The sequence below is a fragment of the Acidobacteriota bacterium genome (assembly GCA_039028635.1).
In the GTDB taxonomy this organism is placed as follows: Bacteria; Acidobacteriota; Thermoanaerobaculia; order Multivoradales; family JBCCEF01; genus JBCCEF01.
The window spans coordinates 1-26,385 of sequence record JBCCHV010000079.1; the positions used below are offsets into that span (position 1 = coordinate 1).

The following is a 26,385-nucleotide window of genomic DNA, read 5'->3' on the forward strand; positions in this document are numbered from 1 at the left end:
CGCCTGAAACCGCTCGACCAGGTCCAGCCTCACTGCGGCCGATCCGAGAAGATCGCCAAGGCTTTTTTTAGGATGTCGCGCTCTTCCCGCATCCGCGAAAGCTGGCGCTGCAAACGACGGATCTCTTGCGCCTCCGCGGAAGCCGGCTTCCCCGGCTCCCCGCCACTCAAGGCGTGACGCCAACGGCGAATCAGATCCGGACGAACATCCAGCTCCTTCGCCACATCCTTCAAACGACGACCGCTCTCGTACGCCAGACGCACCGCTTCGCGCTTGAACTCCTCACTGAAACGACGACGCTTCTCGACCATTTTGTGAACTCCTCCCGGCCTATTCTCCTAGGCACGGTTTCTGTCCACAAAATCGGGGCAACTCCAGAGGCGCCCCCCTCGTCCGCCCGCACATGTCGTGCGCCTCGCGGCCGGCCAGGCACCCCCGTCCAGGGCGGCCCCGGCCAGGCACCCCCGTCCTCGGCGGCTTTCGCCGCCGCCTCGGGCTTCGCCCTCGGAGCTCGTGTGCTGGGTAGCACACGGCTGTTTGCTCGAGCCAGCCGGGCTAAAAGGTGGCGCACCCCTCAGGCTTGGGCGCCCGGCGACGCACATGTCGTGCGCAGCGGCCAGCCAGGCTTCGCCCCAATCCGGGGCGGCCCCGTATTCGGCGCAGCTTTCGCCGCCTCGCCCTTCGAGCCCATCAGGACCCTTTTGGGGAGCTTGTCAGGGACCGGTCAGCGCCAATCGGCGCCGATGGCTTCGCCGAGATTTTCGAAGCCGTCTTCCTCGAGAAGCTCCACAAGGCCGCGGTGAAGCTCGCCGAGGAGGGTCGGGCCGCCGTAGACGAGGGCGGTGTAGATCTGCACCAGGGAGGCGCCGGCGCGTAGGCGGCGGTAGATCTCGCTGGCGGAGTCGATGCCGCCGACGCTGATCAGCAGCGCCTTGCCGAACAGCTCGCGGGCGATCGCCTGGAAGATTTCGAAGCTCGCCTCGGTGAGCACGCGGCCGCTCAGACCGCCGCCGCCGGGAATCGGTTCGGCGACGCGATCGAGCCGCGAGGTGGTGTTGGTGCCGACGATGCCGGCGGCGCCGGCTTCGACCACCATGGCGCAGAGGTCGACGGCCTGCTGGGGCTCCATGTCCGGCGCGATCTTGACCAGCACCGGTTGTTCGGTGATCTCCCTGGCCTCGTGCAGCAGGGGGCGGAGGAAGGCCTCGCTTTGCAGGTCGCGGAGCCCCGGCGTGTTGGGGGAGGAGACATTGATCACCAGGTAGTCGGCGAGGTCACCGAAAGCCCTCAGGAGCTGGCGGTAATCGTCGATCGCCTGGTCCTCGGCGGTGTTCTTGTTCTTTCCGATGTTGACCCCGATGGGAAATGGGAAAGAACCGAGATCCTCGAGACGCCGGCGCAGTGCATCCATTCCCTGGTTGTTGAAGCCCAGGCGATTCTGCAGCGAGCGCTCGGAGCGATGTCGGAAGAGGCGGGGGCGGGGATTGCCTTCCTGGGGGCGTGGGGTGACCGTGCCGACCTCGGCGAAGCCGAAGCCGAGGGACGGCAGAGCCGAAATCACCTCGCCGTCCTTGTCGAAGCCCGCCGCAAGGCCGATCGGGCTGGCGAACTTGAGGCCGAGCAAGGTTTGGCCCAGAGGTGCCGGCGGCCGGTTGATCCGGCGCCAGTGCCGCGCCGGCCCCCAGGCCGACGCCCGCAGCAGTTGCTTGCCGAGATCGTGGGCCTGCTCGGCGTCGAGGCGAAAGAGCAGCGGTTTGGCGAAACGGTAGAGCACGACGGTGGCCGAGTGTAACGTCTCTGCCGCTCCCCGGGAGGCGCTATTTCGCCGTACAGGTGGCGCCGAAGCCGGTCCAGCAGATGGCATCGACCCGTTCGACCTCCGGGTAGCGGCAGGTGCGGCTGAGGTAGAGCTTGCCGTGGCGAAGATCGCCCCGGTACTCGCAAATTTGCTCGTAGTCGAAATAGCGGCCCTCGGTGCGGCCGCTCAGGCTCGTTTCGCCGGCCGGCGCCAGCGTCACATGGTCTTCCCCCAGCACCAGGTGGCCATTGTCGAATCGAACCTCGAAAGCACCCTGGTCGTTCTTCGCCAGCTCGATGCACTGACCGCTCTGGGCGTCGACCGCTCGGCCCGGAACCCAGGTGTTCTCAATGCAGCTCCAGCGCGTGCCATCGAGGGAGTCGGTGTTCTGCGGGCTGGAGCCCTTTGCCGGCTCCTGCTCGAGACGGCGCAGCGTTCCCGCCGGTCCTACGCCTTCGCTCCTCCACTGGCTCCAATAGGCGACAGCGGCGAGGCCGTCGCTGTCGGCACAGTCGTAGGGCACCAGAAAGCGATCGCCGACGATCGGCTGTTGGGTGCTGTAGAGGACTCGTCCACGGCAATCCCGCAGCAGATAGCGGTCGATCTTCTTGTCGTCGTCGGCGGTCGCTACTTCCCACGGACCCGGTGCGAGGCGCAGTGCCTGCCAGTCGTGCTGGTTGCCGTGGTGGAAGGTAAGGGCGGTTTCTTCGCTGGCGGTGAGTGGCAGCGTGAAGAGCAGGCCGAGGGCCAGGCGGGCGAAAATCTTCATCGGATCCCCTCTCGAAGAGTACTGGGCCGGCGGTCGTCGCCGACTTGGCAAGCGCTAGAGCTATCAAGGCCTGTCGCCGGTGGACTTCTCCGGGATTGCTGGGCGGACTTTCCGACAGTGGGCCCGGTCCTCTCGGTGACGCTGCTTCTTGGCAGGCCGACCTCGTGGGCCCCGATATGATCTCGCCCGATGAAGACCGAGTCCGATGAGTACTGAGAGGGTACAAGGCCGGGGCGTTGAGCCCGCCTCGGGGACGCCAGGCCGAGGGCCTGGCCCTGCCGAGGCTCGGCGGTTCCGGGGGCGAGCCTGATGTCCTGGGAAGCTCGCCTGCTGCGCCGCCTGCCGCCGACCTGGCGGCGGCCGCTGCATCGCATGCTGTGGCTGCCGGTCGATCTCATCGAAGCTGCCACCGGACGGCGGCCTGCGCTGCAACCCCCGAGAGGACTGAGCTATGTCGGAGCGGGCGACGGCGTCGCCATCGGCGGGGAGTTCCTCGGCTATTTTCGCGACTTGGCGGGGTTGTCACCGTCCGACCGGGTGCTCGATGTCGGATGCGGAATCGGCCGCATGGCGGTGCCCCTGACGGCCTATCTCGCCGACGGCACCTACGACGGCTTCGATATTTCGGCCGCCGATATTCGTTGGTGCCGGGGAAACATCTCGCGGTCGTATCCGACCTTTCGCTTCCACCACGCCGACGTGATCAACCGTGAATACAACCCCAAGGGACGAATCTCCGCCGCCGACTTTGCCTTCCCGTTCTCCGAAGACGCCTTCGATTTCTCCTTCGCAACCTCCGTCTTCACCCACTTCCTGACGCCGGCCCTCGAGCGCTATCTCGACGAGCTGGCCCGCGTGCTTCGTTCCGGGGGAGTGCTGTGCGCGACTTTCTTCCTGGTCGATGAGGAGGCTCGTCGTAGCATCGCCGAAGGGCGGACCGAACTGCGCTTCGAGCATTCTCACGGGGCTGCCTGGGTGCACGATAAAGACAATCCCGAGGGTGCCGTGGCCTATAGTTGGGAAACCGTGGAGCAGCTCTTCGCCCGGCGTGGCTTCGAAGTTACGGCTCGACACCCTGGAACATGGTCTGGCCGCGGCGGGGGCGTTAGCTATCAAGATCTGGTGATCGCCCGCTGGACCCGTGACGGTTGAGGGAGCTCGTCTTGCGAACGGGCTCCCAAGTGGCGGGTTGCCGAGCGGGTTGAATTGCTGTCCTGCTGATCGAGTGAGTCTTCGGGTCTTGGCCTTGGATTGAGGAATGGACTACCAACAAGACGACCGGAACGTTTGGGCCGGTATTTTCCGCGAAGCGCCGGACTCCTGGCAGTCCGTACCGCCGTCGGGTCTCATGCTCGACTGTGCCACTTTCCTGCAGCGGGCGAGGGGGCGGCGGGTTCTCGATCTGGGGTCGGGATTCGGGCGCTGGAGCAACTTCCTCGCGTCCGAAATCGACGCTGCCGTCGTCGGAATCGACTCTGCTGTCGGTGGGTGTGCTCTGGGGGCGAGATGGAGGCCCGAGCAGGCGAGGGCGGTCTTCACTGTCGGCGACGTCACGAGGCTGCCCTTCACCGATCAATCCTTCGATGCCTTCCTCGCGGTGCTCATCATCGACAACATGGAGAAGCCGGAGGGCCAGGCCACGCTCCGGGAGCTCGACCGGGTCTTGTGTCCAGGTGCGCTGGGCTTCGTGGTTCTGAACCCTTGGCCGATGCCGCCGAGTGCCGATGATTCGTCGAACCCCACGCGGACTTGTCGACGTCACGACTTCGATGACCAGGAAGCCCTAGAGCTGATGGCTTCCTGGCAGATCCTGAGCTGGGAGAGAGCCGAGCACGGCTTTCGGTCGTTCCGGGTCAAGACCGGTGCAGCAACTCCCGGAACCCTGGGTCAGAGATAGTCGCTGACGTCCACCAGCTCGTAGCGCGCCGATTCGCCGAAGAACTGGCGCAGATAGTAGGCGTGGCCGGCGCCGAAGATCACCAGGATGCGGTCGCCGGGCTCGGCGAGGCGGTCGACGTTGGCGTAGATCCGCAGGTTGCGGCCGAACCAGTTCGAGACCTGATCCGGGCCGATGTAGTCCTCGTCCGCCGAGATGCGCGCCATCACGTCGGTGTATCCCTGCTGTAGGGTGATCAGCATTTCGGGGTCGTTGCCGGCTCGTAGGAGATCGCCCACGGATCCTCGGGTCTGGAGCTCCTGGAGCTGCTCGAGGATGGCCTGGGTCTTGGCGTGGCCGTCTTCCATGATCTTGCTGAGGCCGTGCTTGCGGGCGCTCTCTTGGACCGCCCCGAAGCGGAAGCCGCTCCATGGAGAGTCCGCGTCCACGGGGTAGATGCGCTCATGGCCGAGGCGCTTGGCGAGACGAAAGCCGATTTGGTAGACCTCGTTGCGATCCTCTTCCATGGTGCCCGCCAGATAGTCGGTGTAGCGCTCCGTGTAGCCGGAATGTTTGCGGTCCTGGGCTTGGCCTTCGCCCTTGGCGAGGAGTGGCACCTCGACACAGATCTTCGTCGGCCGGAACTCGGCGAGTTGGGCGACGACCTCCTCGATTTCCTGCTGGCGTTTCTCGCTGAGCACGTCGTCGGCTTCGAAGTTGTGAACGTCTCGGCCGGGATTGTCGAGATGGAATGTCCCCAGAACCATCACCGGGGTCTTGGCGTCGGCTCCGAAAAGGGGAGTCTGGACGGCGAGAAGTGAGCTGACGGTCAGAACCGCAAGGATCCTCGCAGTTTTCATCGGGAAACCTCCTGGGCTGTGATCATGGCCGCACTACGGGGGGCCACGATCGGAGGTTTCGGGGTCAGCCTTCGAGAGCTTCGACCAGAGACCGGCGGTGCTGTTTCGACACCGGCAGCTCGGTGCCGTCTTGCAACACCAGAACGGCACTGCCTCGGGCTCCCGGTCGCAGGCTGACGGCGCGGTCCAGGTTGACGATGACGGAGCGATGGATGCGCCGGAAGCGTCGTGGATCGAGGCTTGCCTCGAGGCCGCTCATGGTCTGTCGCATCAAGTGCCTGCGCTTGCCGGTGTGCAGGCGGCAATAGTCCTCGGCAGCCTCGATCCAGTCGACTTCGTCGGCGTCGACGTAGTGGATTCGGCCGCGACTGCGAAGGGCGAACCGTCGGCGCGGCTGGTGAACGCCGCCCGGGGCTCGGGCGAGCTGATGATCTTCGGCGAAGCGGCGGATTCGTTCGCCCAGATCGAGGGACTGGCGCAATCGCTTCTGTTCCTTTGCGCGCGCCAGAGCCTGCCAAAAGCGCTCGTCCGAGAAGGGCTTCAAGAGGTAGTCGAGGGCGTGCACCTCGAAGGCCTGAAGAGAGAACTCGTCGTGAGCGGTGACGAAGATCACCAGGGGATGGGGAGTGTCTTCGGCGAGGGTCGCAAGGACGTCGAAGCCGCTCCCCTGGGGCATTTGAATGTCCAACAGCACGAGGTCTGGGCGCAGGGATCGGATGGCTTCCACGGCGCCCTCGGCGGAGGCGGCTTCGCCGACGACCTCGACCGTGGGATCTCGGGCGAGAAGCGCCGCCAGACCGGCTCGGGCCGAGGGCTCGTCGTCGACGATCAACGCCCTCAGGGTCACGGCTCGGCCTCTGCGGAAAGGACCTGCGCCGGGAGGCGAATGGTCGCCCGCGTGCGGTCGCCGATGCGCTCCAGGCTCAAGGTGCCCCGCGGGCCGTACAGGGCACGAATCCGGGCTGCGGTGTTGCCGATTCCGACCCCCGGGTGAGGCACCTCCGACGAGGGTGGCCCGGGGCCATCGTCTTCGACGCGCACTTCGAGCATGTCTTGGTCGAGCCAGGCGCTGATCGCAATCTCGCCGGCGCGGGGATCGCGGGCGATGCCATGGCGCACCGCGTTCTCCACCAGCGGTTGCAGAGCCAGGGTCGGAAAGGAGTAGCGCCGCAAGCCATCGGCGACCTCGATGTGACAGGTCAAGCGATCGGCGAAGCGGGCCTTCTCGACCTCGAGGTAGCGCTCGACGAAGGCGAGCTCACGGGCCAGGGTCGTCTGATGATCTTCGCCGGCCTGGAGGGCGTAGCGCAGCAGGTCCCCGACATCCGCGACCAGTCGAATCGCCTGATCGTAGGAGGACGAGCGGATCATCATGGCGATGGTGTTGAGCGAATTGAAGAAGAAATGGGGCTGGATCTGAGCCTCGAGGGCTTGCAGTCGAACCTCGCTGAGCTGAATCTGTAGCGCTGCCGCTTCGCGCTCCCGGCGACGGGCCTTGCGATGGGCGCGATAGGCCGAGATGGCTCCCAGGATGCCCCAGTAGAGGACCATCTCGAGATGCAGCGTGATCGCCAAGAAGGTCGTCACACCCTGGCCAACGGTCATTTCGGCGACTTCCGGAAAGGGCTCGATCAGCCGTGCCAGGGCGAAGGCGAGGAGGCCGTGGAGGGCGGCGAACACGACGGCCGAGACGAGGTGAAAGGGCACCGCCCATGGCCAGGTTCCGGCCCGGATCGGAGCCCACCGGGCAAGGGCGACCAGCGCTGGAAGGGCCAGCAACCAAAAGCAGTTGGAGAGGAGCTGCCAGAGAATCGCCCGCAGGGTGACGACCTCGGCCTCGGCGTAGAGGCCGCCGACATCGATCTGGATGGCGATGACGAAGCTGAGAACGAGCCACGCTCCCAGCGCCGTCAGCAGGATGGTGAAAGCGACCCGATTGCGCATCAGGCCGCGGGGCCGATCAGTCGGGGCATGCGGGAAGGTCGTCGTAGGTCAGCTCTCCGCTGGCTTGGGCCTCGCTCTGCATCGCGAAGCAGGTGTAGTCCGGGTAGTCCTGGTGGAGCAGGACCTTGCCATCGGCCACCTTCAGGCGCACCAGGACCGGCGCATCGAACCGCCGCCGGCCCTGTGGTCCCGGCAGGCTGCCCTGAACGTCGAAGAGCAAAATCACGACGCCCCGGGGTGAAGCGAAGCGTTCCTTGACCTCGAAGTGGTCGACGGTGAGGTCTTCGAGCTGCGGCAGAAGCTCCTTCAAGATGGCTTCGCCACCTCGAAGCTCGACCTTGTAGGCGGGATCCTCCCACACCGTGGCGGCGGTGTAGAAGCGCTGGAGCTCGGCGCCCCGAGCATGGCGGTAGTGGTCGATGTATTCCTCGGCCAAGGCGAGGTCTTCCTTCGCCTGCTTGGCGAGGGCGGCGGCGTCTGGCGCTTGGGCTAGGGCCGTCGAAGTGCAAGTCAGGGCCAGGAAGATCGTCAGCAGGAAGGCGCATCTCATGGGTGGTCTCCTCATCGGTGGATGGTCGGGCGGTGGTGCCGCCCTGGCGGTTTCTTGCCTTCCTGGAGGTTGGCGGGGCGGAGCGGCGCGTGCCAGGCCTTTGCGACGAAGGCGACCTCCGGTGCGACCGACAGGCTTTTGGGGGCGATCGGGGAGGCACTCCGCCGGGGCGGCGGCCCGGGATCCGGATAGACGCACCGGCTTGAGCATAGATGAAGCGGTAACGCCGCCCTTCTTGGCACGCCGAAGGGCAGTGAACCGTCGGAGGCACCGATCGTGCTCGATCCTCACCGCCCTATAGCAGTTGCAGGCCTGTCCGGGGTGCGGGTCTATACGGACACCCGCGACGCCAGTACTTTTTACGCCCTGCCGGCCTCGCCGGTGGTCGAGGACCTCGAGCTGACGCTGACCGGTCAGCGTCAGGCGGCGGGGTTCCAGGTCAGCGGTGGTGTGGTCTCCCTCACCACCACCTTGAGCCTGGAGGCAGCGCTGCGCCGCCGGGTGGAGAAACGACTGATGCAGCAGGCAGGCGGTCGACCGGTGCGCTTGGCGCCGGCCACCTGGAGCGCTGGCGCGGTCGAGGTGCGCTTGATTCCGCGGGTCACCCTCGCGGGACGGCCGGCCCTTTATGGCGACAACCGCTGTGCCCTGCAGGCGAAGCTCGATGCGGCCTCCGCCCGCGAGCTGGAGCAGGCCTGGGAGGGCGGGCTGCGCGACGCGCAAGTGGAGTATCGCCTGACCTCCGGTGCGACGCCGGGGACGACTCGGCGCTCGCTGCGCTTCGAGTCCAGCCGTCGGACAAGCGACGGTCGGGAGCAGCGCACGGTGACCGAGAAGACCTCCTCGAGCCGGCGCTCCGCCGGGTCCGCCGCCGAGCTGCGCTTCGCCGGTCCTCTGCGTGGTGGCCGTCTCGGATCCGTGAGACGCATCGGCATGTAACGAATTCTCCGCCGCCGTCGCCGGAAGGGCTGCACGAACACGGAATTCGATTGCGCCGCTTCAGAACACCGACTCTCGCGAGAGTCCCTTGACGACTTAGGAACCAGAGCATGCTGAATCTCGACAGCGCCTTAGAGCTTCATGGAGTCACGGTCTTCCGAGACTTCTCCGCCCAAAACCGCTTCTGGTACATGCCGGACTCGCCGCAGGTCACCAGGGAAGGCAACGAGCTGATGTTCCAGCTCTTGGTCTACCGCGAGTCCCTCGAAGATTTCGAGGAAGGCGACCGCGACGGCGGCGGCTTCCTCACCTTGACCGTCGACCTCGGCGTTTCCCGGGGCACCCTCGCCGCCGTGCGCAGCGAGCTTGAGGGGCGGGTCGGGGGCCAGGTGGACCTGGTTCCGGTGCCCTTCGAGCGGGGCAGCGTGCGGGTCTCGGCCCTCGGTGAAGCCGCCGGAGCGGCCCCGGGGCTGACCTCCGGCGACGAAGAGGATGCCGGCTCCGGCTTCGTCGAGGAGATTCTCGGCTCGGCCATGCCGGCCCTCTACGGCGACAACAAGGCGGTGTTCAGCCTCGAGCTCTCGAAGCGCGGGGCGCTGCTCATGAAATCGTCCATCGAGGCCGGCGGAGCGTCTCAGATCGCGGTGGTCTACAACCTCGACTACGAGGGCTTGATGTCGGCGCGGGAGTGCCGCATCACGATCAACTTCCGGCAGTCCTACCAGCACCTGCGCAGCCGCGCCAAGGTCAACACCCTGTGGTTCAAGGCCGACATCGACAACGAGATGGAGACCCTCATGAAGGAGGGGAGCATCGAGATCGAAGACGTCGACTACCTGGGCCTCGAAGGAGCCGAGCTGGCGGAGCGCGCGACGCAGCTTCAGAACCTCGCCAAGGAGCTCGCCACCTGGTCCTTCTTCCGACCCGGTCTGCAGCCCGGCCAGGTACTGGCGCAGGATCGCGGCGAGCTGGAGGTTTACGACCCGGCGGCGGCGGCGGTGGCCGCCACCGGTGGCTTCACCACCCCCCTCGAAACGGCGGCCACCGGCCGCGGCAACACCGGCGACACCGCCGGACCGCGGCACGCCGGTCGCTCGGCCAACGCCAACGCCTCCCGCCCCGGCGGCGAGGATCCGCCGCCGGCCGGTGAAAGCGATGGCGATGGTGATGGCGCGGCCGAGGGCGGTGGCGAGCGGTCGCTGACGGCGGTCGAGCGCTGGAATCAGGCCGGTCGGCCGCAGGTCGGCTATCTGATGCGCTCCCTGTCCCAGGAAGAGCAGCAGACCATCACCTTCGATCTGCGCCAGGTCTCCGCCCAGCGGCGGACGGCGGCGCCGCAGAGCTCGCTGCGCTTCGCCTCGGCCGGCACCGACCTCTCCGACCGCATCGTCCTGGTGGACCTGCGCCATCCCTTCTTCGAGCGTCTCGAGGGCAGCGTGTCGAGCACCGCCGACTTCGAGGCCGAGGGAGTGCGCTCGATGAACGTCAAGGTGCGCTACGGCGTGCGGGAGGACGGCAGCGGGCCGAAGGATACCGACGAGTTCGTGCTCAATGCCCCTGGCGAGACGGGCTCCTTCGCCTTCCACCTCGACCACCGCTTGAGCGTCGAGCTGGAGTATCAGGTGATCGTTCACTATCGCGCCGGCTTCGCCCTCGGCGACGGCTCATCGTCGGCGACCTCGCCGTGGATTCGCACCAGCACCCGCAATCTCGACATCGATCCGCGGGTGGTCGGTGCGACCTTCCCGGTCACGGTGACGGCCGGCCAGGTCGATTGGGCGGCGGTGCAGAGCATCCAGACGGAGGTGCGCTATCCCGAGGCGGCGGCCGGCGCCAACGCCTCGTCGACCCATGTTCTGACCCAGAGCGAGTCGACCGCCGTGGTGCACATTCGGCCGCCGGAGGGCGCCTCGCGAAAGTTCGAGGTCGCCTCGACCTACTTCTATGCCTCCTCCCAGGAGGGACCGGTGCTGCAGAGCGGCGAGGGCGCCCAGCTAATGGTCCTCAACCAACCGCCGACCAAGGCGGTGCCGATCTCGGTCAATCTGGTGGATCCGCTGGCGCGCATTCGCAAGGCCCTGGTCGAGCTCGAGTACGAGAACCAGCAGACCAGTCTCGAGCTCACCGGCGACGGGGCGAGTGCCGGCTGGACCCTGTTCCGCTCGCGCCTTGACGAGGATCCTCGCTACGGCTACGCGGTGACCGTGTTCGGCAACGACGGCACCACCCGCTCGACGCCGTCGCGCGAGACCGCCGAGCGCAACCTGATCGTCGGCGACATCGTCGAGGGCATGCTCGAGGTCGAGGTGCGGATCCTGACCCCCGATCTCACCGCCGCCGGCTTCGTGCTCGCCAAGCTCCGCCTCGACTATCCGGATGCGCCCGACTGGGCCGATCCGAATGTCGAGAAGACCTTCGAGGGCGTTCCCGAGGCCTTCCACTGGAAGGTTCCCAAGCAGGCCGGTGGGGGCGACGAGTACACCTACACCATGCAGTGGTTCCGGGCGGACGGCTCACGGGAAACCGTGGGGCCGGAGACGGCGCGGGACGAAGTTCTGATCCTCATTCCTCCCGTAAGGAGCTGACCTCATGTCGCAAGAGCTCAACGCTGCGCTGAATTTCTTTTTCGGAACCTTCTTGAGCGAAGGCCAGCGCCGCACGCTGCGTGCCGCCGGTGATCGCTGCAAGATCCGCCTCGGCAACTACACCCGCCACCGCGGCGCCCCGGTGCCGGTCGTCGGCGACGAAGAACGCACCCCGCGCTACGCCATCGGCGTCGGACCGGAGCTCGCCCTCGGCGAGCAGGGAGTTCCGGCCGTCGGCGATGCGGTGGTCGGTGACGACCCGCAAAAGGTCTTCTTGCTCTGGCTGCGCGATGTCGCCGACATCCGCGACGACTCCGCCGAGGAGATCCAGCGGGTGATGAGCAATGTCGACTTCTATGCGACCGAAGAGGTCTCCGCCGATGCCGCCGCCTGGTCCGAGGCGATCGCCGGGACGGCCGATCGCTCCACCTTGGCGGTCAACTTCTTCGAGCACGACGAGGTGCCCGAGGCCTTCGCCAGCCTCGCCGGCTCGGTCCAGGTCTTCCGCGAAACCCTCTACCATTTCTTCACCTTCACCGAGGGCGGTGATTACTACCAGCGCTGGTCCGGCGACAGCCGGGAGATTCCCGCGGGCCTGGCAGCCGACTATCGGCAGCGCAACATCATCGAGCTGCAGCTCAAGCGCTACGACGAGTACATCTACTCCCTGCTGCCGGCGCGTTTCCTCGACCCGTCTGCGGCGAGGGACAGCGGCATGCGCGAGGTGGTTTGGGGGTTCCGCCGCGGTGCCGACGGCTTGCCCGTCGAGGCCCGGGTTCTCCACACCGTGCCGATTGACTTTGGCGAGGCGGGAGACTTCTACGACTTCGTCTGCTTCGAGGCCGAAGAGGGCGAAGGTGCCGAAATGCCGGTGACGGCGCGCCCGGCGATCGACGCTCGTCTCGCCGACTTCATGCAGACCTTGCCCGAGGAAGGGGAGGCGCGCTCCGCCGAGCTACGCAACTCGACGGTGACCACCAATACCGAGGAGCCCGCCGTCAAAGTGTTCGCGCGGGTGGCGCCAGGCACCGAGCTGCCGGAGGGCATCAGCAGCCTCGGAGAAGGTGAGAATCGCATTCTCCTGGTGCCGCCGGAGCGGGTCGGGGAGGTCGCAGGCCTCGACGGCGTCGAATCCCTCGAAGCCCCCAAGCCGCTGCTCCCGAAGCTCTCGGATGTCCGGCCGATGGTGAACCTTCCGGCCCTCGAGACTCGCATCGCCGCCGCCAACCGCGGCGGCGCCGGGACGGTGGTTGGGGTGATCGACTCCGGCCTCGACGCTCAGCACCCGGCCTTCGCCGGCCGAGTCCTCGGGGTATGGGAGCAGGGTGACGATGCCGGCCCGACGCCGGCGGATGGCTTCAGCGTCCCTGGCGACACCTTCGGCAATTTCTTGCGCGAGATGTTCTGGGGTCACGGCACCGAGCACACCGGTGCGACCGTCGGGAATGCCCGCGATGGCGGGGCTCACGGCACCCACGTCACCGGCATCGCCGCCGGGGCCGAGGTCACCGGGCCGAATCCGGTGCCGGCCGGTATGGCGCCGCAGGCCAATATCGTCGCGGTGCAGCGGGGTCGTGCTCGCACCGAGCCGGACAACGAGTTCTCAGCGGCGGATCGGTCGATCTCCGACTGGGATGTCTACACCGCCATTGCTTACATCTTGGAGAAGGCCGAGCGCAATCAAGCCGGGACGCCGGTGGTGGTCAACATGAGCTTTGGCAACCATGACCACGCCCACGATGGAACTGCTTCTCTGAGTCGCTCCCTGGCCGATGTCTCTCAGCTCAACGGCGAGGACCGGCCCGGCCTCGCGCTGGTGGCGGCGGCCGGCAACGAACGCGGCGACCAGCGCCATATCCAGCGCAGCGTGGCGGCTTCGGGGCAGCGCAACTTCGAGTTCGGCCTCACCGGCCTCGATAGCCGCATCCCTTACACCGAGGTCATCACCCTCTGGGTGACCAATCCGGATCCTGACAACGTCAACGACCTGGACCTGCGAGTCAACACCCGCAATCCAGGGTCTTTGACGGCGGTGACGCCGAACTATAGCCAGGAGGCCACCCACACCCCCAACTGGGTGACCTTCTGGGCCCAGGGAGTGCATGTCGGGACGTCCTTCGGGCCGCGTGATCCGCACAACCGCGACTTCAACATTCGCATCCGGCTTCAAACGGCGACGGCCTTGGTGCCCGATCCCGCCGGAACGGTTTCGCTCTTGGGGAGCAACTTCACCCAGGTGCGAGTGGATCGCAACTGGAGAATCAACGGCACCACGACCGATGTTCGGACGGTGGCCGGAGCCATCCCGATTCCCTTGGGGCCGTCCTCGATTCCAGCCGGTGCCTCGCCTGCTCTGACGGCGGCTTTCAATACCCTCAACGGTTTGACCACCGGCCGCTGGCGGGTGACGGTGCGCAACCGCACCTCGGGAGACCTCGACTTCCACGTCTGGGCGGGGCGCGAGAACGCTGAGTTTCGCGGCGTGGCGGCGGCGGATATTTCCCACCTGATCTGCTCGCCGGCGGACTCCGAGGGGGTCATCGCGGTGGGCTCCTGCAACGCCAATTTGGCGGTGCCCAATCCGCCGGGGCCGGACATCATTGCCGACTCCAATCCGGAGGGAGCGATCACCAGCTTCTCGAGCCCGGGGCCGCTGCGCAATCAACCGGCCAACTCGGGGGTCGAGATCACCGCCCCCGGCAACATGATCATCTCAGCGCGTTCGGTGCAGGATCTCACCGACGAGATCGCCTCCGGAACGACGAGCCTGTTCACCGTCAACACCCTGGCGCGACGCATGCCGGGAACCTCGATGGCGAGCCCGGCGGTGGCCGGCCTCATCGCCAACGTGATGGCCGAGGAGCCCAACTTGACGCTGGGTCAGATTCGCGCTCGTCTGGCCACCTGCTCGGTGCCGACGACCTTGCGCGACGGCACGACGCCGATGCCGGCCACCGCGCCGACCTCGGCGGACGACTGGGGCGCCGGCCTGATCGACGCCAACCTGATGAAGCCGTGAGCGGTAGACTTGGCTCATGAACGGTGACTGCCCACCGCCGGACCGACCGGCCGAAGTGCGGCCTGCCGACGAGCAGGCCGCCAACGAGCAGGTTGCCGACGAGCAGGCCGCCGAGGCGCCTGCGGAGGAGGCTCGCGAAGAGTCTGCTCCGCAGGCGGACGAGTCGGCCCGTGAGGAACCGGACTCCGGGGAGCCCTCCAGGAATGAAGAGAACGGCTCGGAGGAGTCTCGAGAACCGGCCAGTGAAGCCGGTTTCGAGGACGGCGCCGGCAGCCCAGGGACCAGCAGCGAGGAGCTGACCCCCGAGCAGTACGCCAAGCTCGATTCGCGTCTCGGAGCCGCCTTCGGCGATCCCGAGATGCAGAGCTTCGAGATCACGGTCACCTTCTCCGGCGCGATTCCAGCGGCCGAAGAGCTCCTTCCCTACGGCCTGGGTCGCATCGGTGACCTGGTGATCGGCCGGGTCGATCGCGCCGCCGTGCGACGCCTCGCCGCCCGCGACGAAGTCTTCAGCTTGTCCTTGATGGGCAGCTCCCTGCTGCGCTGAGAATGCTCCCTCGCCGCCTCGAGCCGGCGAGGGAGAAGCCATTTCAGTTTCCCACTCGGTGGCCCGAGCCCGGTGTGGTGGTCCTTCTTCGGGCCCTTCGCCGCCCTTTTTTGCGCCGAGGCCGGCGTCACTCGGGCGCCGGCAGGATCAAGATCTCGTCGGTGGTTTCTCGCGCTTCGAGGGTCCGGATCTCGGTGTTGAAGAACAACTCTCCTTCGACCCGATAGCGAGGCTCTCGCGACCCGGCTTCGAAGGGCAGCCGCAGGGTGGTGGCCGGTGCGCCGGCCTCGAGGAAAGCCTCGACCTTGGCGGTGACTCCCGCGGGCGGATTCAGTGAAGTCAGACGAAGGCTGGCGGCTGCCAGGTCTTCGGCCGGTAGCACCACCACTTCGACGTCGTGAGTCTGGAGGTCGGTGTCGCCGACGACCAGCAGCGGGCCGGCGGCGGCATGCCAGTCGCCCTGGATGACCTCGGCGTTGCGGCCGGTGGTGCGCAGGCGATAGCGGTAGCCGCCTTCGAGGGAGGTGGTGGCCGGGACGGTCCAAAAGGCGGTCGTGGCTTGCGGGGTGAGCTCGAGACTGACGCGTTGGTCATGACTGGCCGTCCCTTCGTCAGCGATCGGCTCGATCTCGACGAAGGCGCTGCGATAGCGCTCGAGGGGATCCCGCAGAACAACTCGAATGCGGCGCTCGATGTGGTGATCCGGCTGAATCAACAGGTGCCGGCTCTGCGGCCCGATCACTCGTTCGATGGCGACCTCGCCGCCGTCGAGTAGACGCAGGCTACCGCTGAGCTCGAGGGCGGTCTCGCCCCAGACGGTCACGTCGACTTCGGGACGCTCTTTGTCGAGCAGCAGAAGGCGTGAACGCTGGTGGTCCGAAAGTCGACCCTCGAAGCGCTCGACCCGCTCCAGGACGGCGGGTCCGAGGGTGATGTGCAGGCGCCGCCGCTGGGCGGCGATCTCGGGCTCGATGAGGACGGTGCGGGTCTTCGCCGCGGTGAAGCCCGTCGCCGGCGGTGGCTCGCCGAGATCCTCCGGGGCGGGGCGCGTCAGCGGCCGCTGGCGCCACTCCAGGTCGCCTGCGGGGAGGACGGCGCTGGCCCTCGGCTGATCGGCAGAGAGCACCAGGCTACGCTCCTCGGTGCCGACTCGGGCGTCGATCTGCACCGCTTCGACGCTTTTCCAGTCGGCGTCCTCCAGGCTGAAGGCTTCGTAGGTGAGCTCGCGGGTTTCGCCTTCGCCGAGGTCGACTTCGAGGAGCCAGTCGTTCTCCATGTCGGAAGGCAAGTCCACCGCGCCTTGGGGAGCGATCCGGCGCTGCCGGACGGAGGTTTCCCGCAGGTCGTAGGTCAGGGTCTGCTCGTCGTGCTGCAGCAGCGAGCGCAGGACGAAGGCACCGCGCCCGATCACCGGCCGTGCCTCCGCCGTCCGCGCTTCGCTCGACTGGCCCTCCGTCGGTTCGGGCGCTGCCGTCGGCTGGAAGAACAGCATCTCGGAGAGCTCCAGCAGCGTCTCTCGCACCTGCCGTTCGCGCTCCGCCAGGACCGCCGGATCGCTGCCGGTGTAGTCGACGTCGGTGATGCGAAGGTGTCCCTCGCGGGCGAGCGCTTCGGCTTCGCGGTCGAGGTCGGCGCGCAGCAGCAGGGTGTCGGCCTTCAGCCGCGTGCGCAGGAAGTCGTAGGCCATCCGATAGTCGACCTCGGCGAGTAAACCGCGGGCTTGGGCAAGGCCCGAAAAGGAGAGGTCGTAGATCGCCAGCAGGGGAGAGCCGTCGCCCACCAGGGCGGCTTCCACCAGCACCGCACCGTCGGCCGTCAGGGGTGCCGACAAGATGGCTCTCTGATGGTGGAAGAGGGACGGCGAGGCGGTTCCCAGGACTTGCTCGACGAAGCGCGATTCCGCCTCGCCGGGCTCGCCGTCGGTGTCGCTGGGATCGCTGTCTGTGCCGAGGACGGCGAGTCGCACCGCGCCCTGGTCGAAGACCACCGGCACCAGGTTGGGCTCGAGGCCGAAGCGGTTGGCGAGCTCGTCCCTGGCGGCCTCGACCTGCTGTGGCTCCGGCTCGAGGTCGAGCTCGAGGCGCAGCAGGCCACCGTCGCGTCCCTCGCCCTGGCCGCGAAAGCGCAGCAGCTCGAGACCGTCCGAGAGAAGGCGAGGGGCCCCCGGCAGCAGGTGAAAGGTCGACGGGTCGGCGTGGTCGCGGTAGAAGGCCAGGCCAGCGGCCTCGACGGGGGAGTCCAGGAGCAGCATCTCACCGCCCTTGGGCGCCGTCCCGGCAGCGAACGTTACGGTCTGATCGAGGGCGGCGAGGAGGGTGGTGGAACGCGCAGCGAGACTGCGCGCTGGAAGGCTCCCCGGCGATCGCACTTCCAGGCCAGCATGTTGTGCCAACCGCCATGGGGCCGAGGACCCAGAGAGCGAACCGCGGCGAGGCTGCGCCGATAGCTCTCGAGGTCACCTTCTGAGAGACCCACGGACCAACGCTCGGCGACGGAGTGGTCGTCACTCCAGCACCGTGAGTCGGCTCCGACGGTCACCGTTTCGAGCTCCTCGCGCCGCCACCCGAAGCTGACCCAGAATCCGAGCTCGGCGGGCCGGGGAACGATCTGGGTGGCCGGTACCGGCGCGCCGAGGACTCCGAGGCAAGCCGTGACGAAAGCGGACCAGGGACCGGCGATGGCGTAGCGGTAGTAGGTCTCCGTACGGTCCTGCCAGTGCGAAGCCATCACCGCCCGCAGGCCCGCCGGTGCGCCCTCCGGCCAGGGCGGTAGAGCGGGGGACTCGCGGCCTTCCAGGCGGTGGTAGGGCTTGGCCTTCAGCCCGCCCTTCTCCGACCAGCGCAGGCCGATCCAATCGGGAGCTCCCCAGGGGTGGTCTGCCAGGCCAAAGGCGTCGCCGAGGGGCGCGGGATCCGCCGGGCGCTCGAAGGTGAGGCGGGCTCCGTGGTCAGCGTCCGGCGCCCCGACGACGACCTCGAAGGGACGGGCACCGACCTCGAGGGCGCGGCCACAGGCTTCGAAGAGCTCCACCGGCCGCGGCGAGCAGCCCAGGGTGATGGTTTGTAACAACGTATCGAACGAGTCGCCATTCATGGTGCAAGGCCCTCTTCCCGAGCGAGACGCGGAGGCCGACCGGCACTCAATGAAACCACGAGAGGCTTGATCCATGCTGACGTTGACCAATCCCCTGACCGTTGCCTTCGGTAATCAGTCCTACACCATCTATCGGGACGACGCCAACAGTACCGAACCCATCGGGCGCAACGAAAAGCGACGCTGGCAGTTCTATCTGCTGGCACCGGAGCCGCGCCTCGCCCTCGATGCGCAGATGAAACCGATCTTCTCGATGGTGGTCTATCGCAACGACGAAGACCGGCTGACCGCCGAGGATACGGCCAACGATGTCGGCGGCGGCATTCTCACCTTCACCGTCGATCTCGGGGTGCCGGCTCAGACCTTCCAGCAGATCCGCAGCCGGGTCAAATCCCTGGTCCAGGGGGAGGCGCTCGGAACCGACGGCGAGATCGAGGTGATTCTCAGCTACGTGCCATTCCTCGACGGCACCGTCTCGGTGGCGGTGGCCGGTGAGCAAGGCACCGCCGAGGCGGGCGAGGAACGGGAGTTCGTCGAGAGCGTGGTCGGGGCCGGCAAGGTCGCCGGCGTCGGCGGCAACCGCAAGGCGGTGATGGTCAAGCTCACCCAGGCCGGGGCGGCCCTGATGTCGCAGCTCGACGAGCTGCGCACCCTGCCGATCAACGTCCAGTACGACCTCGAGTTCGAGCACCGGCTGATGGGCGTGACGATGCGCGTCTGGTGCGATCTCGAATCCTCCTACGAGCTGGTGCAGACGCTCCACCACGAAAAGACCGACGAGTGGGGCGGCTATCTGAGCATGAGCCGCAGCCGTGGCCGCATCGACAAGGTGACCAGCGTCACCGAGGAGCTGTCGCGTAGCAAGGACGCCGGGGTCGAGGTGATCCCGGGCAGCTCGGAGGTCGACGAGGAGTCGATCCTGGCCCTCGAGAAGTTCGGCCTCGACATGCTGGCCCGCGAGCTCGACAACGCCCTCGAGGCCTCGCCACCGCCGGAGGAGCTCGATCGCCAGTGGCTCGAGTCCTTCAAGCAGGAGTACTCGTCGAACTTTAACTTCCGGGTCGACCGCAAGATGGTGCTGGTGCAGGGCTATACGCCGTCGGCCAACCTGGCCAACGTCTTCCAGCGCGGCGATCTCGACGAGCTGGTCGCCTTCGTCGATCTGCGCACCGACTTCTTCACCTTCCTCAAGGTGCCGATTCGGGTCAATGCGGACTTCACCAATCTGCCGCTGCACTCGGTGACGGTCAGCGTGCACTACAAGCGCCGTCGCGTCGGTGGCGGCGGGCTGGAGGAGATCAGCGAGTCGTTCAATTTCCAGGACGGCGCCGAGCTCCAGACCTTCCTGACCTTCGCCAACCGCCTGCGCGACGTCACCTACGACTGGTCGGCGACGGTGCACTACGAGGATTCGAGCCGCAACTTCACCTTCGAGAAGCACAACGTTCGCGACGACTTCCTGGTCGTCGACGTCGGCCAGCTCGGCATGCTCGAGGTCGATCTCGGCCTCGGGCTGGTGGACCTCGAGAAGTTCCCGCAGGCCAAACTGAGCTGCCGCTATCACTCCGAGGCCCTCGGCGAAACCCTCGAGCAGAGCTTCGTCTTCGATGCCGAGAACGAGAGTGCCGCCTGGACCGAGGTGATCCACGAGGAGTGGAACAACGAATGGGAGTACAAGGTCGACTGGCGCACCCTCGAGGGCGAGATCCTGGAAGGCGATTGGATCCCCTCGACCTCCTCCCGGCTGCGCATCGACGCGCCGATTCCGGATCAGCTCGAGGTGGCGGTGGTGTGCAGCGGCGAGTTCGGCCAGAGCGTCGACTCGATCGCCCAGGTGGCGGTTTCGCTGCGCTACCAGGACGAACAGAACGACTACACCGAGGATGGCCGCCTGCTGTTCACGGCGGACCAGCAGCAGCTCACCTGGACGGTGCCGCTGCGCGACCGTGAAGTGCGGGACTACCAGTACCGCTACTCGATCATCTACCGCGACGGTGTGGTCAAGAGCTTCCCGGAGACCTCCGACGAATGGCTCGACGGGCAGCCGGGCTTCATCACCGTGGGTGAGAAGTACACCCTCGAGGTCGACCTCTACCCGATGCTGCTGACCTTCCCGGACGAGGCCAAGGTGGTGCAGGTCGATCTCACCTACGAGGACCAGCCGAACGAGATCTCCGAGACCGACAGCTTCGTGTTCAGCGGTGATCAGAAAGACCCCGAGATCTGGCGGGTGCGCGGTGCCGAGGGCGGGCCCAAGGAATACACCTACACGGTGACCTACATTTCTGCCCAGGGTGAGATGCGGCGAATGGACCCGGAGCGCAAAGTCGCCGAGGCGATCGTCATCGCTCCTTTGGCGCTGCCGGAACCGGAACCGGCCCCCGAGCCGGAACCGACCCCTGAGCCGGCGCCGGAGCCGCCGGCTGGCTGAGGGAGCCGCCGGTGCTCGATTTCAATGCCCCCATGCGGACCGTCGCCGGGGTCGACCTCGCCGGCGACTCGGAGAGTCCGCTGCGCTTTCACGTGTTGCCCGCCAAGCCGCGCGTAGCGACTCGGCGGGAAGCCGGCGGCGACTCGGTGCCGGACCTCGGTTTGCTGCGCTTTCTCGAGGACGGTGAGCTGACCGGTGGGCATCTCCACCTCGGCCTCGACACCGGTCATCCGGAAGAGCGCCTGGAAGCGTGTCGTCTCGAGCTCGCCGACGAGCTCGACGACGAAGGCATCGAGCTGTTGGCGGTGACCCCGGTGAGGGCCACCGCGGAGCTGCTCTTCCTCGGTCGCGAAACGGATGACGACGGCGGCCTCTCGGGGCTGGTGCGACGCCCCTTTGGAGAGGTCGCGGCGGGCATCGACCCACCCCATCGGGCGCGTTTCACGGTCGCCCTCGATCCGGCCGGAGTGCAGTTGATGGAGGCCGCTCTTGTGAGTGGTGGGGCGCCGGTGGGGGTGATCTACCGCTTCGCCGTCGAGGGCCTCTGGCCGGCCCTCGAGGTGGTGGCCGATGTCGACTGGGAGCGAGTCTACGATCATTTTTCGAGCCACTCCCGCCGCGGCATGTTGCTGGCGGTGGACGATGTTCAGCGTCTGCGCGAGGAGCTGGTGGAGCAGCAGGCGATCCGGATTCATGCCGTCCAGGGATTGGACGGCGAGTCCGCGATGGCCGACCCGGGGGTGATTCTGGCCTGGATCGACCGCGAGATCGTCGAGCGCTTCTGCCAACCGGTGATGGCGCTCTCGCGGCAACCGGCGCGTACCTCCCTGGGGGGCGTCGGCGAGGTGCTGGGCGTCGGATCGGCCTACGCCGTCAAGGCTCGTACCCAGATCGAGCGCGTCTCGGGGCAGGTCGAGTTCGGCCGTCAGGCGGTGATCTCGCGCACCTTGACCAGCGAGGCTCACCTGGCGGACCTCCTCGGTGGAGCCCCGGTGGAGCAGCATCTGGCCGATGCCGAGACCACCGATCACCCCTTCTTTCAACGCTTTTCTCTCGCGGTCGAGAGCACGCGGCCGCTGGCCGATCTGCACCTCGAAGAGGCGGTCCTGCATTTCTCCTTCGGCTCCCACGGAGCGAGCGAGACCTTGGATCCGGCAACCCAGGGGACTCGCTTCGAGACCTGGGCCGATGCCTCTCCGGACGGCACCTGGTCGCTGCGGCCGGAGGTGCGCTTCGCGGACGACGCACCGATCGAGGCCGGCGAAGCGGTGGCCCTGGAGTCGATCTCCGGGGATAGCCGCGCCTTGGCGCTAGATTTCGGACGCCTCCTCGGCCTGCGTGAGCTGCGTCTCGAAGCACCGGCGGACGAGCGGGTCCTGCTCTGCCGGGTGCGGGTGCTGCATTGGCGGGAGGAAGGGATGCGCGCCGAGCGCGAGGTCGCCTTGAACGCCGAGCGTGCGGCGGAGACGGTGTGGTTTCACGATTTCCAGGCCGGCGATCGGCTGGAGGTGATCCCCGCCTATCTCACCGCCGAGGGCCGTCTGCTCGAGCTCGCCCCGCTGCTGGCGGAAACCCGGGTGCTGCGCCTGCCGCCGGCCTTTCCCGGCCAGATGACCATCCAGCTCCTCTCGGACGATGACTGGACCGACCTCGATCGGGTGCTGGTGGCGGTGCAGAAATCGCCCACGGCGCCGACCGGGACCTTCACCTTCGACGGTCCCGGCTCGCTCACGCCGGTCGCCCTCGACTTGCCCGATCCGGCGGATCGCTCCTTCCGCTACCGCGTCACCCGCACCTGGTCGAGCGGCCGGGTGGAGGAAGACGATTGGGCCGACAGCGATGCGCCGCTGGTGGTCGTGGGGCGGGTGGCGAGCCATCGTTTGGTGGTCGATATCGCGCCGGTGGGGCCCGAGCTGACCGCCGCCGGGATTCACCTCATCGAGGTCGAGCTGGCCTACCTCGACGTGCCCAACCGGGTGCGTGAGAACCACACCGCGGTGCTGCGGGCGCGCGCCGACCGGCCGCGCTGGGCGATCGCCATCGCCGATCCTCGCCAGCGCGGCTACCAGTACCGGTTGATCGTTCATCGCACCTCCGGAGAGCGCGACGTCGGACGCTGGACTCCTTCGACCGAGACCCTACTGACCGTCCCCATCGTGGCCGCCTGACCCGGCCTAGGAGATACCTCATGTTGAGCGTCATGGACCCCATTGAGCTGGAAGGCCTGCAGATCTTCCGCGACGACGAAGAACCGCGAAAGTTCTATCCCCTGCCGGATCAGCCGATGATTCCGGCGGACGACGAGGGCAACGCCGACTTCCTCTTCATCAAATACCTCAAGGAGGTCGGCAGCCTCGCAGAAGGCGAGGAGGCGGGCGGCGGTTTCGTCATGTTCCGTTCCGTCCTCAACCTCGACGAGGAGCGCCGGCAGCGGGTGGTCGATGGGCTGCGGACGCGGCTCGAAGAAGAGAAGGCGGCCCGCAAGCGGCCCTTCGGTCACGCCATCACCAGCACCGAACCGATCCTCGCCTCGCCCTTGTGGAGCGACGGCCAGGTCTCTCTGGCGACCTTCAAGGTGAGCGAGACGGGGCTGGTGCGGCACGCCACCGAGAGCGTGCGTCCGGATCTCGCCGGCGACCTTGGAGCTTCCTTCGCCGTCGAGCTCGACGATGTCGGCTCGGAGATCTTCTGGAGCGCCTTCGAAGATCGCGACCAGCAGATTCCGATCGTCATCTCCTACGACCTGACCTACAAGGCGCGGGTTTCCGCCACCATGAAGATCCATGCCGAGCGCAAGGTGATCGAGAAGCGGGTGTGGCGCCAGGCGCGGCCCTATCGCCTGGTGCGTCATCCGATGGCCCGCTGGGTGGCGATGGCCCACACCGGCGTCTTCAATCCCGCCGCTTTCCAAGCCTTGGCGGTGCGCAGCCAGCATCCGGTCAAGGCGATGATCCAGCCGCGGGTGCTGCGCGACTCGATCCGCCAGGCGATTCTCGATCAGGACATTCGGGTCGAGATCGACACCGACGACACCGGCGGTGGCGACGACAGCGTGCAGCAGGCGATGTTCACCCTCGCCACCGAGGTCCTCAGCGATCGGGTGATCCCGGCGATGTTCGGCGATGCGCAGCCGGGGGCCGACGACGAATCCGATGCGGCTGGCTTCGATCTGCTCGAGATCAGCGCCGGCGATCCCGGTATGGTGTTCGACCTGCAGCTCGACTCGCGCCAGACCATCGAGCGCAAGGTCTATCCCAACGGGCCGATTCATCTCCTCCTCGATGGCCCCGACGCGCTGGCGTCGTCCTTCCGCGAGCTGCGCCTGACGGACGGCTTCTTCAGCCTGATGCACGTCACCGCCTCGAGCTCTGGCGTGAGCTTCGAGCGCGACGGCATCGCCGCCATCCAGGTGTTCTTCGATTACGAAGAGCCCGACGAGAAGAACCCGGCGCGGCCGATGGTGAAGCGCAGCACCGACATCGTCCTGAAGAGCGAGGAGGACGCCGCCCACTGGCGCTTTGACACCGCGCGCCGCTCCGACGGCAGCCATATTCGAAGCTATCGCTACCGCACCAAGGTCAGCTACCTCGATGGTCCCGACACGGTCAGCGACTGGGTCGAGACCAGCGACCGTCGACTGCTGATCTCGCCGCGCGCGATGGAGGCCCTGCGGGTCGAGCTCGCCCTCACCGCGCCCAGCGACATGGTGGAGTCGGCGCGGGTCGAGCTGCGCCACCGGGCGCCCTCCGGCGACGTCTACTCGAAGACCCTCGAGCTGAGTGCCGCCTCCGACCGCGCCACCTGGTTCCAGCACACCGGCGAGCTCGCCGGGGACGACCTCCTCGGGCCCGAGTACGAGGTTCAGGTGACCTACCGCACCGGCGCCACCGAGCTGGTCGTTCCCTGGACCCGCACCCGCGACCGGACCTTGGAGATCGCCAGCCCGTTCCGCCAGCGGCTGGTCTACACCCTGCGTCCTCAAGGCTCCTTCGACGGCGTCACCGCGATTGCCGGCGACCTGCTGTACGACGATCCGGAGCATCAGTACCGGGTGAGAGGCTCGTTCCAGCTCGCCTCCCTGGAGGCGGTGGAGGAGATTCGCATTCCGGTGCTCGAAGGCGGTCCCGAGAAGGTGCGGTGGAGCGCTCGCAAGCTGTTCGCCGATGGCTCTTCGGAAGACCTCGGCAGCGGAGACGCGTTGCCCGGAACGGTGTGGTTGGGAGGTTCCGCGGACGGCACCGTTTCCTTCCTCGAGGTCGAGGTCTTGCCCGATCTGCTCGATTTCGAGAGCGATGTGCAGCTCGCCGTCATCACCCTCTCCCACGGCGACCAGAGTCGCAGTTTCACCTTCTCGAAGACCTCGACCGCGCCGCAGCTCTGGCGCGTCAGCCTCGCTTCGGAGGCAGAGCCCACTTACGACGCTCGCCTGCGCTTCATCGCCTACGACCGCGCCCTGAGCTCGGAGGTCGAGCTCACCGGCCAGACCGATCAAGTCCTGGTGCTCGACCGCGCCGCGAACGCTAGCTAGGAAAGACCCATGCCTTCAGAACGCACCCTCCCGCAGTCCTTGCAGATGTCTCGCATCGTTCACCAGCCGATGGTGATGCAGGCGCAGATGCTGGTAGTGGTGGCGCCGTTGTTCACCGCCACCGAGGTCAACAAGCTGCGCAACCGGAAGGCTCAGGTGAAGTCCACCGACGGCAAGCGCTGGACCACCCTCGAAGGCTGGCTCGAGGCCAGCCCGGGGAACAAGGACGTGGTCTGTCGCAAGACCGGTCTACAGATCGAGCTGCGGCGGCGCCGCGGTTTGGCCTCGGCGGTGCAGGTTCTGCCCTTCACCGGCGGTACCCCCAAGGCGGTGCTCAGCTACCGCTTCGAAGGCGAGGTTCGGAAGCACACCATGAAGGCGGTGATGGACACCCGTCGCAAGCTGCTCTCGCTGGTGCTGCCCTTCGCCGATCCCGAGGCCAGCGCCGCCCAGCGCAGCGCCGGCCTGGAGCTCTACGGCGAGCTGGTGACGGCCCTGAGTGAGCCCGACGGCATCGACATCCAGCTTTCTTATGCTCACACCTATCGCAAGAAGGTCACCCGTACGGGGCGGCCGAGGGTACCCGGTAGGCGTCCGTCGCGCCTGCCTCAGCCGCGAACGCCGGCCGTCCGGGTGGCCCCGTCCCAGCCGCGGCGGGAGCTGCGGGTCAATCCGCAACCGCGCCACCTCGAGATCCGCCCCGAGCTCCTCTCGATCGCGGCTCAGCCGCGCATCAATCCCAACCTGATGCGCAATCTGACCATCGCCCGGCGCCCGACGGAGGCGCAGTTGCGCAAGGTGGGAGGACGTCACAAGGCGCCCAAGCCGCGCCCGACGGAGACCGAGAAGCCCGGGACGACCAAGGGCTCGATCACCTTCGAGGTGCAGCGGCCGCAGAACCACCCGTCGGCCTATCCGGACCTGCTGCGAGCCGGCAACAACGGCTGGGGACACGTCCGCGGCCCTTCCGGGGCGACACTGCATTTCCGCGACACGGAGCGGCCGGATACCTTCCATTTCCTGCCGACCACCTTCAAGCTCGGCTACCACGTCGAGCAGGACGGTGCCACCGGCCGGCCGCCTCTGCGGCCGGAGTACTACCGCGATGGCGATCGCCATCGGGTCAAGGTGACGCTGGTGGCGGTGCCGGGGATCGCCGACGAGGACCGCACCGCCCTCGCCAAGCATCTGCGCGACACGGTGCTCTCGGGCACTTTGCCGTTCGTCCGCCTGGCGCCGGCGAGCGGCCTGACGACAGAGTTCCTGCCGACCTTCACCACCCGCTCCGTCGACGGCCAGCAGACCTTGCCCGCCGGCATTGTCTTTCGGGCCCTCGAGGTCGACCTCGACGATCGCGTGCTTCTCGAGTTCGACATGGGGGCTGCCGAGTACGGCATCTTCGCCGAGCTGCTGCGCCACGGCTTGCACGGCACCGCCACGATCGTC

General features: G+C 67.2%; 19 protein-coding genes. 10 read left to right on the forward strand and 9 right to left on the reverse strand.

Features of this window, described 5'->3' with window-relative positions:
• Nucleotides 1-29 precede the first annotated feature (29 nt).
• The 3 genes from AAF604_22855 to AAF604_22865 form a co-directional block, all read right to left on the reverse strand.
• Nucleotides 30-311: a transposase gene (locus tag AAF604_22855; protein MEM7052521.1), complete on the reverse strand. Its 282-nt coding sequence runs from the start codon at nt 309-311 to the stop codon at nt 30-32.
• 413 nt (nt 312-724) lie between these two features.
• Nucleotides 725-1,774: a dihydroorotate dehydrogenase (quinone) gene (pyrD, locus tag AAF604_22860; GenBank protein MEM7052522.1), complete on the reverse strand. Its 1,050-nt coding sequence runs from the start codon at nt 1,772-1,774 to the stop codon at nt 725-727.
• Nucleotides 1,775-1,817: 43 nt separating this feature from the next.
• Nucleotides 1,818-2,567 carry a hypothetical protein gene (locus AAF604_22865; protein MEM7052523.1) on the reverse strand — a complete coding sequence of 250 codons (750 nt, stop codon included), beginning with the start codon at nt 2,565-2,567 and terminating at the stop codon, nt 1,818-1,820.
• Nucleotides 2,568-2,876: 309 nt separating this feature from the next.
• Here AAF604_22865 and AAF604_22870 point away from each other — a divergent pair, with 309 nt between their 5' ends.
• Together AAF604_22870 and AAF604_22875 are read left to right on the forward strand one after the other, a co-directional pair.
• Nucleotides 2,877-3,719, forward strand: a complete 843-nt coding sequence (locus AAF604_22870) for a class I SAM-dependent methyltransferase (GenBank protein ID MEM7052524.1) — start codon at nt 2,877-2,879, stop codon at nt 3,717-3,719.
• Nucleotides 3,720-3,915: 196 nt separating this feature from the next.
• Complete coding sequence (locus tag AAF604_22875) at nt 3,916-4,464, forward strand: class I SAM-dependent methyltransferase (GenBank protein ID MEM7052525.1); 549 nt, start codon at nt 3,916-3,918, stop codon at nt 4,462-4,464.
• Here the strand turns inward: AAF604_22875 and AAF604_22880 are convergent.
• The 4 genes from AAF604_22880 to AAF604_22895 form a co-directional block, all read right to left on the reverse strand.
• A complete protein-coding gene (locus AAF604_22880; GenBank protein MEM7052526.1) occupies nt 4,455-5,303 on the reverse strand; it encodes a DUF5694 domain-containing protein in 849 nt (282 codons plus the stop codon). The genes AAF604_22875 and AAF604_22880 overlap by 10 nt on opposite strands.
• A gap of 64 nt (nt 5,304-5,367) precedes the next feature.
• The gene (locus AAF604_22885; protein MEM7052527.1) at nt 5,368-6,150 is read right to left on the reverse strand and encodes a LytTR family DNA-binding domain-containing protein; all 783 of its coding nucleotides are present in this window, start codon (nt 6,148-6,150) and stop codon (nt 5,368-5,370) included.
• Entirely contained in the window at nt 6,147-7,247 is a 1,101-nt protein-coding gene (locus tag AAF604_22890) for a histidine kinase (protein MEM7052528.1), read from the reverse strand. Before AAF604_22890 ends, AAF604_22885 begins: the two co-directional genes overlap by 4 nt.
• A 16-nt stretch (nt 7,248-7,263) precedes the next feature.
• Complete coding sequence (locus tag AAF604_22895) at nt 7,264-7,797, reverse strand: nuclear transport factor 2 family protein (GenBank protein ID MEM7052529.1); 534 nt, start codon at nt 7,795-7,797, stop codon at nt 7,264-7,266.
• Nucleotides 7,798-8,073: 276 nt separating this feature from the next.
• Between AAF604_22895 and AAF604_22900 the strand changes: the two genes are divergently transcribed.
• The 4 genes from AAF604_22900 to AAF604_22915 all read left to right on the forward strand — a co-directional run bounded on the left by AAF604_22900 (nt 8,074) and on the right by AAF604_22915 (nt 14,887).
• Complete coding sequence (locus AAF604_22900; GenBank protein ID MEM7052530.1) at nt 8,074-8,736, forward strand: hypothetical protein; 663 nt, start codon at nt 8,074-8,076, stop codon at nt 8,734-8,736.
• A 110-nt stretch (nt 8,737-8,846) separates the two neighbouring features.
• Nucleotides 8,847-11,321 carry a hypothetical protein gene (locus AAF604_22905; protein ID MEM7052531.1) on the forward strand — a complete coding sequence of 825 codons (2,475 nt, stop codon included), beginning with the start codon at nt 8,847-8,849 and terminating at the stop codon, nt 11,319-11,321.
• Between the two features lie 4 nt (nt 11,322-11,325).
• Nucleotides 11,326-14,340 carry a S8 family serine peptidase gene (locus tag AAF604_22910; GenBank protein MEM7052532.1) on the forward strand — a complete coding sequence of 1,005 codons (3,015 nt, stop codon included), beginning with the start codon at nt 11,326-11,328 and terminating at the stop codon, nt 14,338-14,340.
• A gap of 16 nt (nt 14,341-14,356) precedes the next feature.
• Nucleotides 14,357-14,887: a hypothetical protein gene (locus AAF604_22915; protein ID MEM7052533.1), complete on the forward strand. Its 531-nt coding sequence runs from the start codon at nt 14,357-14,359 to the stop codon at nt 14,885-14,887.
• A gap of 127 nt (nt 14,888-15,014) precedes the next feature.
• Here AAF604_22915 and AAF604_22920 read toward each other — a convergent pair whose 3' ends face one another.
• Complete coding sequence (locus tag AAF604_22920; protein MEM7052534.1) at nt 15,015-17,138, reverse strand: hypothetical protein; 2,124 nt, start codon at nt 17,136-17,138, stop codon at nt 15,015-15,017.
• A 35-nt stretch (nt 17,139-17,173) separates the two neighbouring features.
• On the reverse strand, nt 17,174-17,980 hold the full coding sequence (locus AAF604_22925) for a hypothetical protein (GenBank protein ID MEM7052535.1): 807 nt from the start codon (nt 17,978-17,980) through the stop codon (nt 17,174-17,176).
• 73 nt (nt 17,981-18,053) lie between these two features.
• Here AAF604_22925 and AAF604_22930 point away from each other — a divergent pair, with 73 nt between their 5' ends.
• The 4 genes from AAF604_22930 to AAF604_22945 form a co-directional block, all read left to right on the forward strand.
• Nucleotides 18,054-20,411: a hypothetical protein gene (locus AAF604_22930; GenBank protein ID MEM7052536.1), complete on the forward strand. Its 2,358-nt coding sequence runs from the start codon at nt 18,054-18,056 to the stop codon at nt 20,409-20,411.
• A gap of 11 nt (nt 20,412-20,422) precedes the next feature.
• A complete protein-coding gene (locus tag AAF604_22935; protein ID MEM7052537.1) occupies nt 20,423-22,579 on the forward strand; it encodes a hypothetical protein in 2,157 nt (718 codons plus the stop codon).
• Nucleotides 22,580-22,599: 20 nt separating this feature from the next.
• Nucleotides 22,600-24,939 carry a hypothetical protein gene (locus AAF604_22940; protein MEM7052538.1) on the forward strand — a complete coding sequence of 780 codons (2,340 nt, stop codon included), beginning with the start codon at nt 22,600-22,602 and terminating at the stop codon, nt 24,937-24,939.
• Nucleotides 24,940-24,948: 9 nt separating this feature from the next.
• The coding region (locus tag AAF604_22945) for a hypothetical protein (protein ID MEM7052539.1) at nt 24,949-26,385 on the forward strand (1,437 nt) is incomplete at its 3' end.

Coding starts and splice junctions, on each gene's coding strand:
- AAF604_22855 (MEM7052521.1), bottom strand. CDS start 311: ATGGTCGAGAAGCGTCGTCGTTTCAGTGAGGAGTTCAAGCGCGAAGCG.
- AAF604_22865 (MEM7052523.1), bottom strand. CDS start 2,567: ATGAAGATTTTCGCCCGCCTGGCCCTCGGCCTGCTCTTCACGCTGCCA.
- AAF604_22870 (MEM7052524.1), top strand. CDS start 2,877: ATGTCCTGGGAAGCTCGCCTGCTGCGCCGCCTGCCGCCGACCTGGCGG.
- AAF604_22875 (MEM7052525.1), top strand. CDS start 3,916: ATGCTCGACTGTGCCACTTTCCTGCAGCGGGCGAGGGGGCGGCGGGTT.
- AAF604_22880 (MEM7052526.1), bottom strand. CDS start 5,303: ATGAAAACTGCGAGGATCCTTGCGGTTCTGACCGTCAGCTCACTTCTC.
- AAF604_22890 (MEM7052528.1), bottom strand. CDS start 7,247: ATGCGCAATCGGGTCGCTTTCACCATCCTGCTGACGGCGCTGGGAGCG.
- AAF604_22895 (MEM7052529.1), bottom strand. CDS start 7,797: ATGAGATGCGCCTTCCTGCTGACGATCTTCCTGGCCCTGACTTGCACT.
- AAF604_22905 (MEM7052531.1), top strand. CDS start 8,847: ATGCTGAATCTCGACAGCGCCTTAGAGCTTCATGGAGTCACGGTCTTC.
- AAF604_22910 (MEM7052532.1), top strand. CDS start 11,326: ATGTCGCAAGAGCTCAACGCTGCGCTGAATTTCTTTTTCGGAACCTTC.
- AAF604_22915 (MEM7052533.1), top strand. CDS start 14,357: ATGAACGGTGACTGCCCACCGCCGGACCGACCGGCCGAAGTGCGGCCT.
- AAF604_22920 (MEM7052534.1), bottom strand. CDS start 17,138: ATGCTGCTCCTGGACTCCCCCGTCGAGGCCGCTGGCCTGGCCTTCTAC.
- AAF604_22925 (MEM7052535.1), bottom strand. CDS start 17,980: ATGAATGGCGACTCGTTCGATACGTTGTTACAAACCATCACCCTGGGC.
- AAF604_22930 (MEM7052536.1), top strand. CDS start 18,054: ATGCTGACGTTGACCAATCCCCTGACCGTTGCCTTCGGTAATCAGTCC.
- AAF604_22940 (MEM7052538.1), top strand. CDS start 22,600: ATGTTGAGCGTCATGGACCCCATTGAGCTGGAAGGCCTGCAGATCTTC.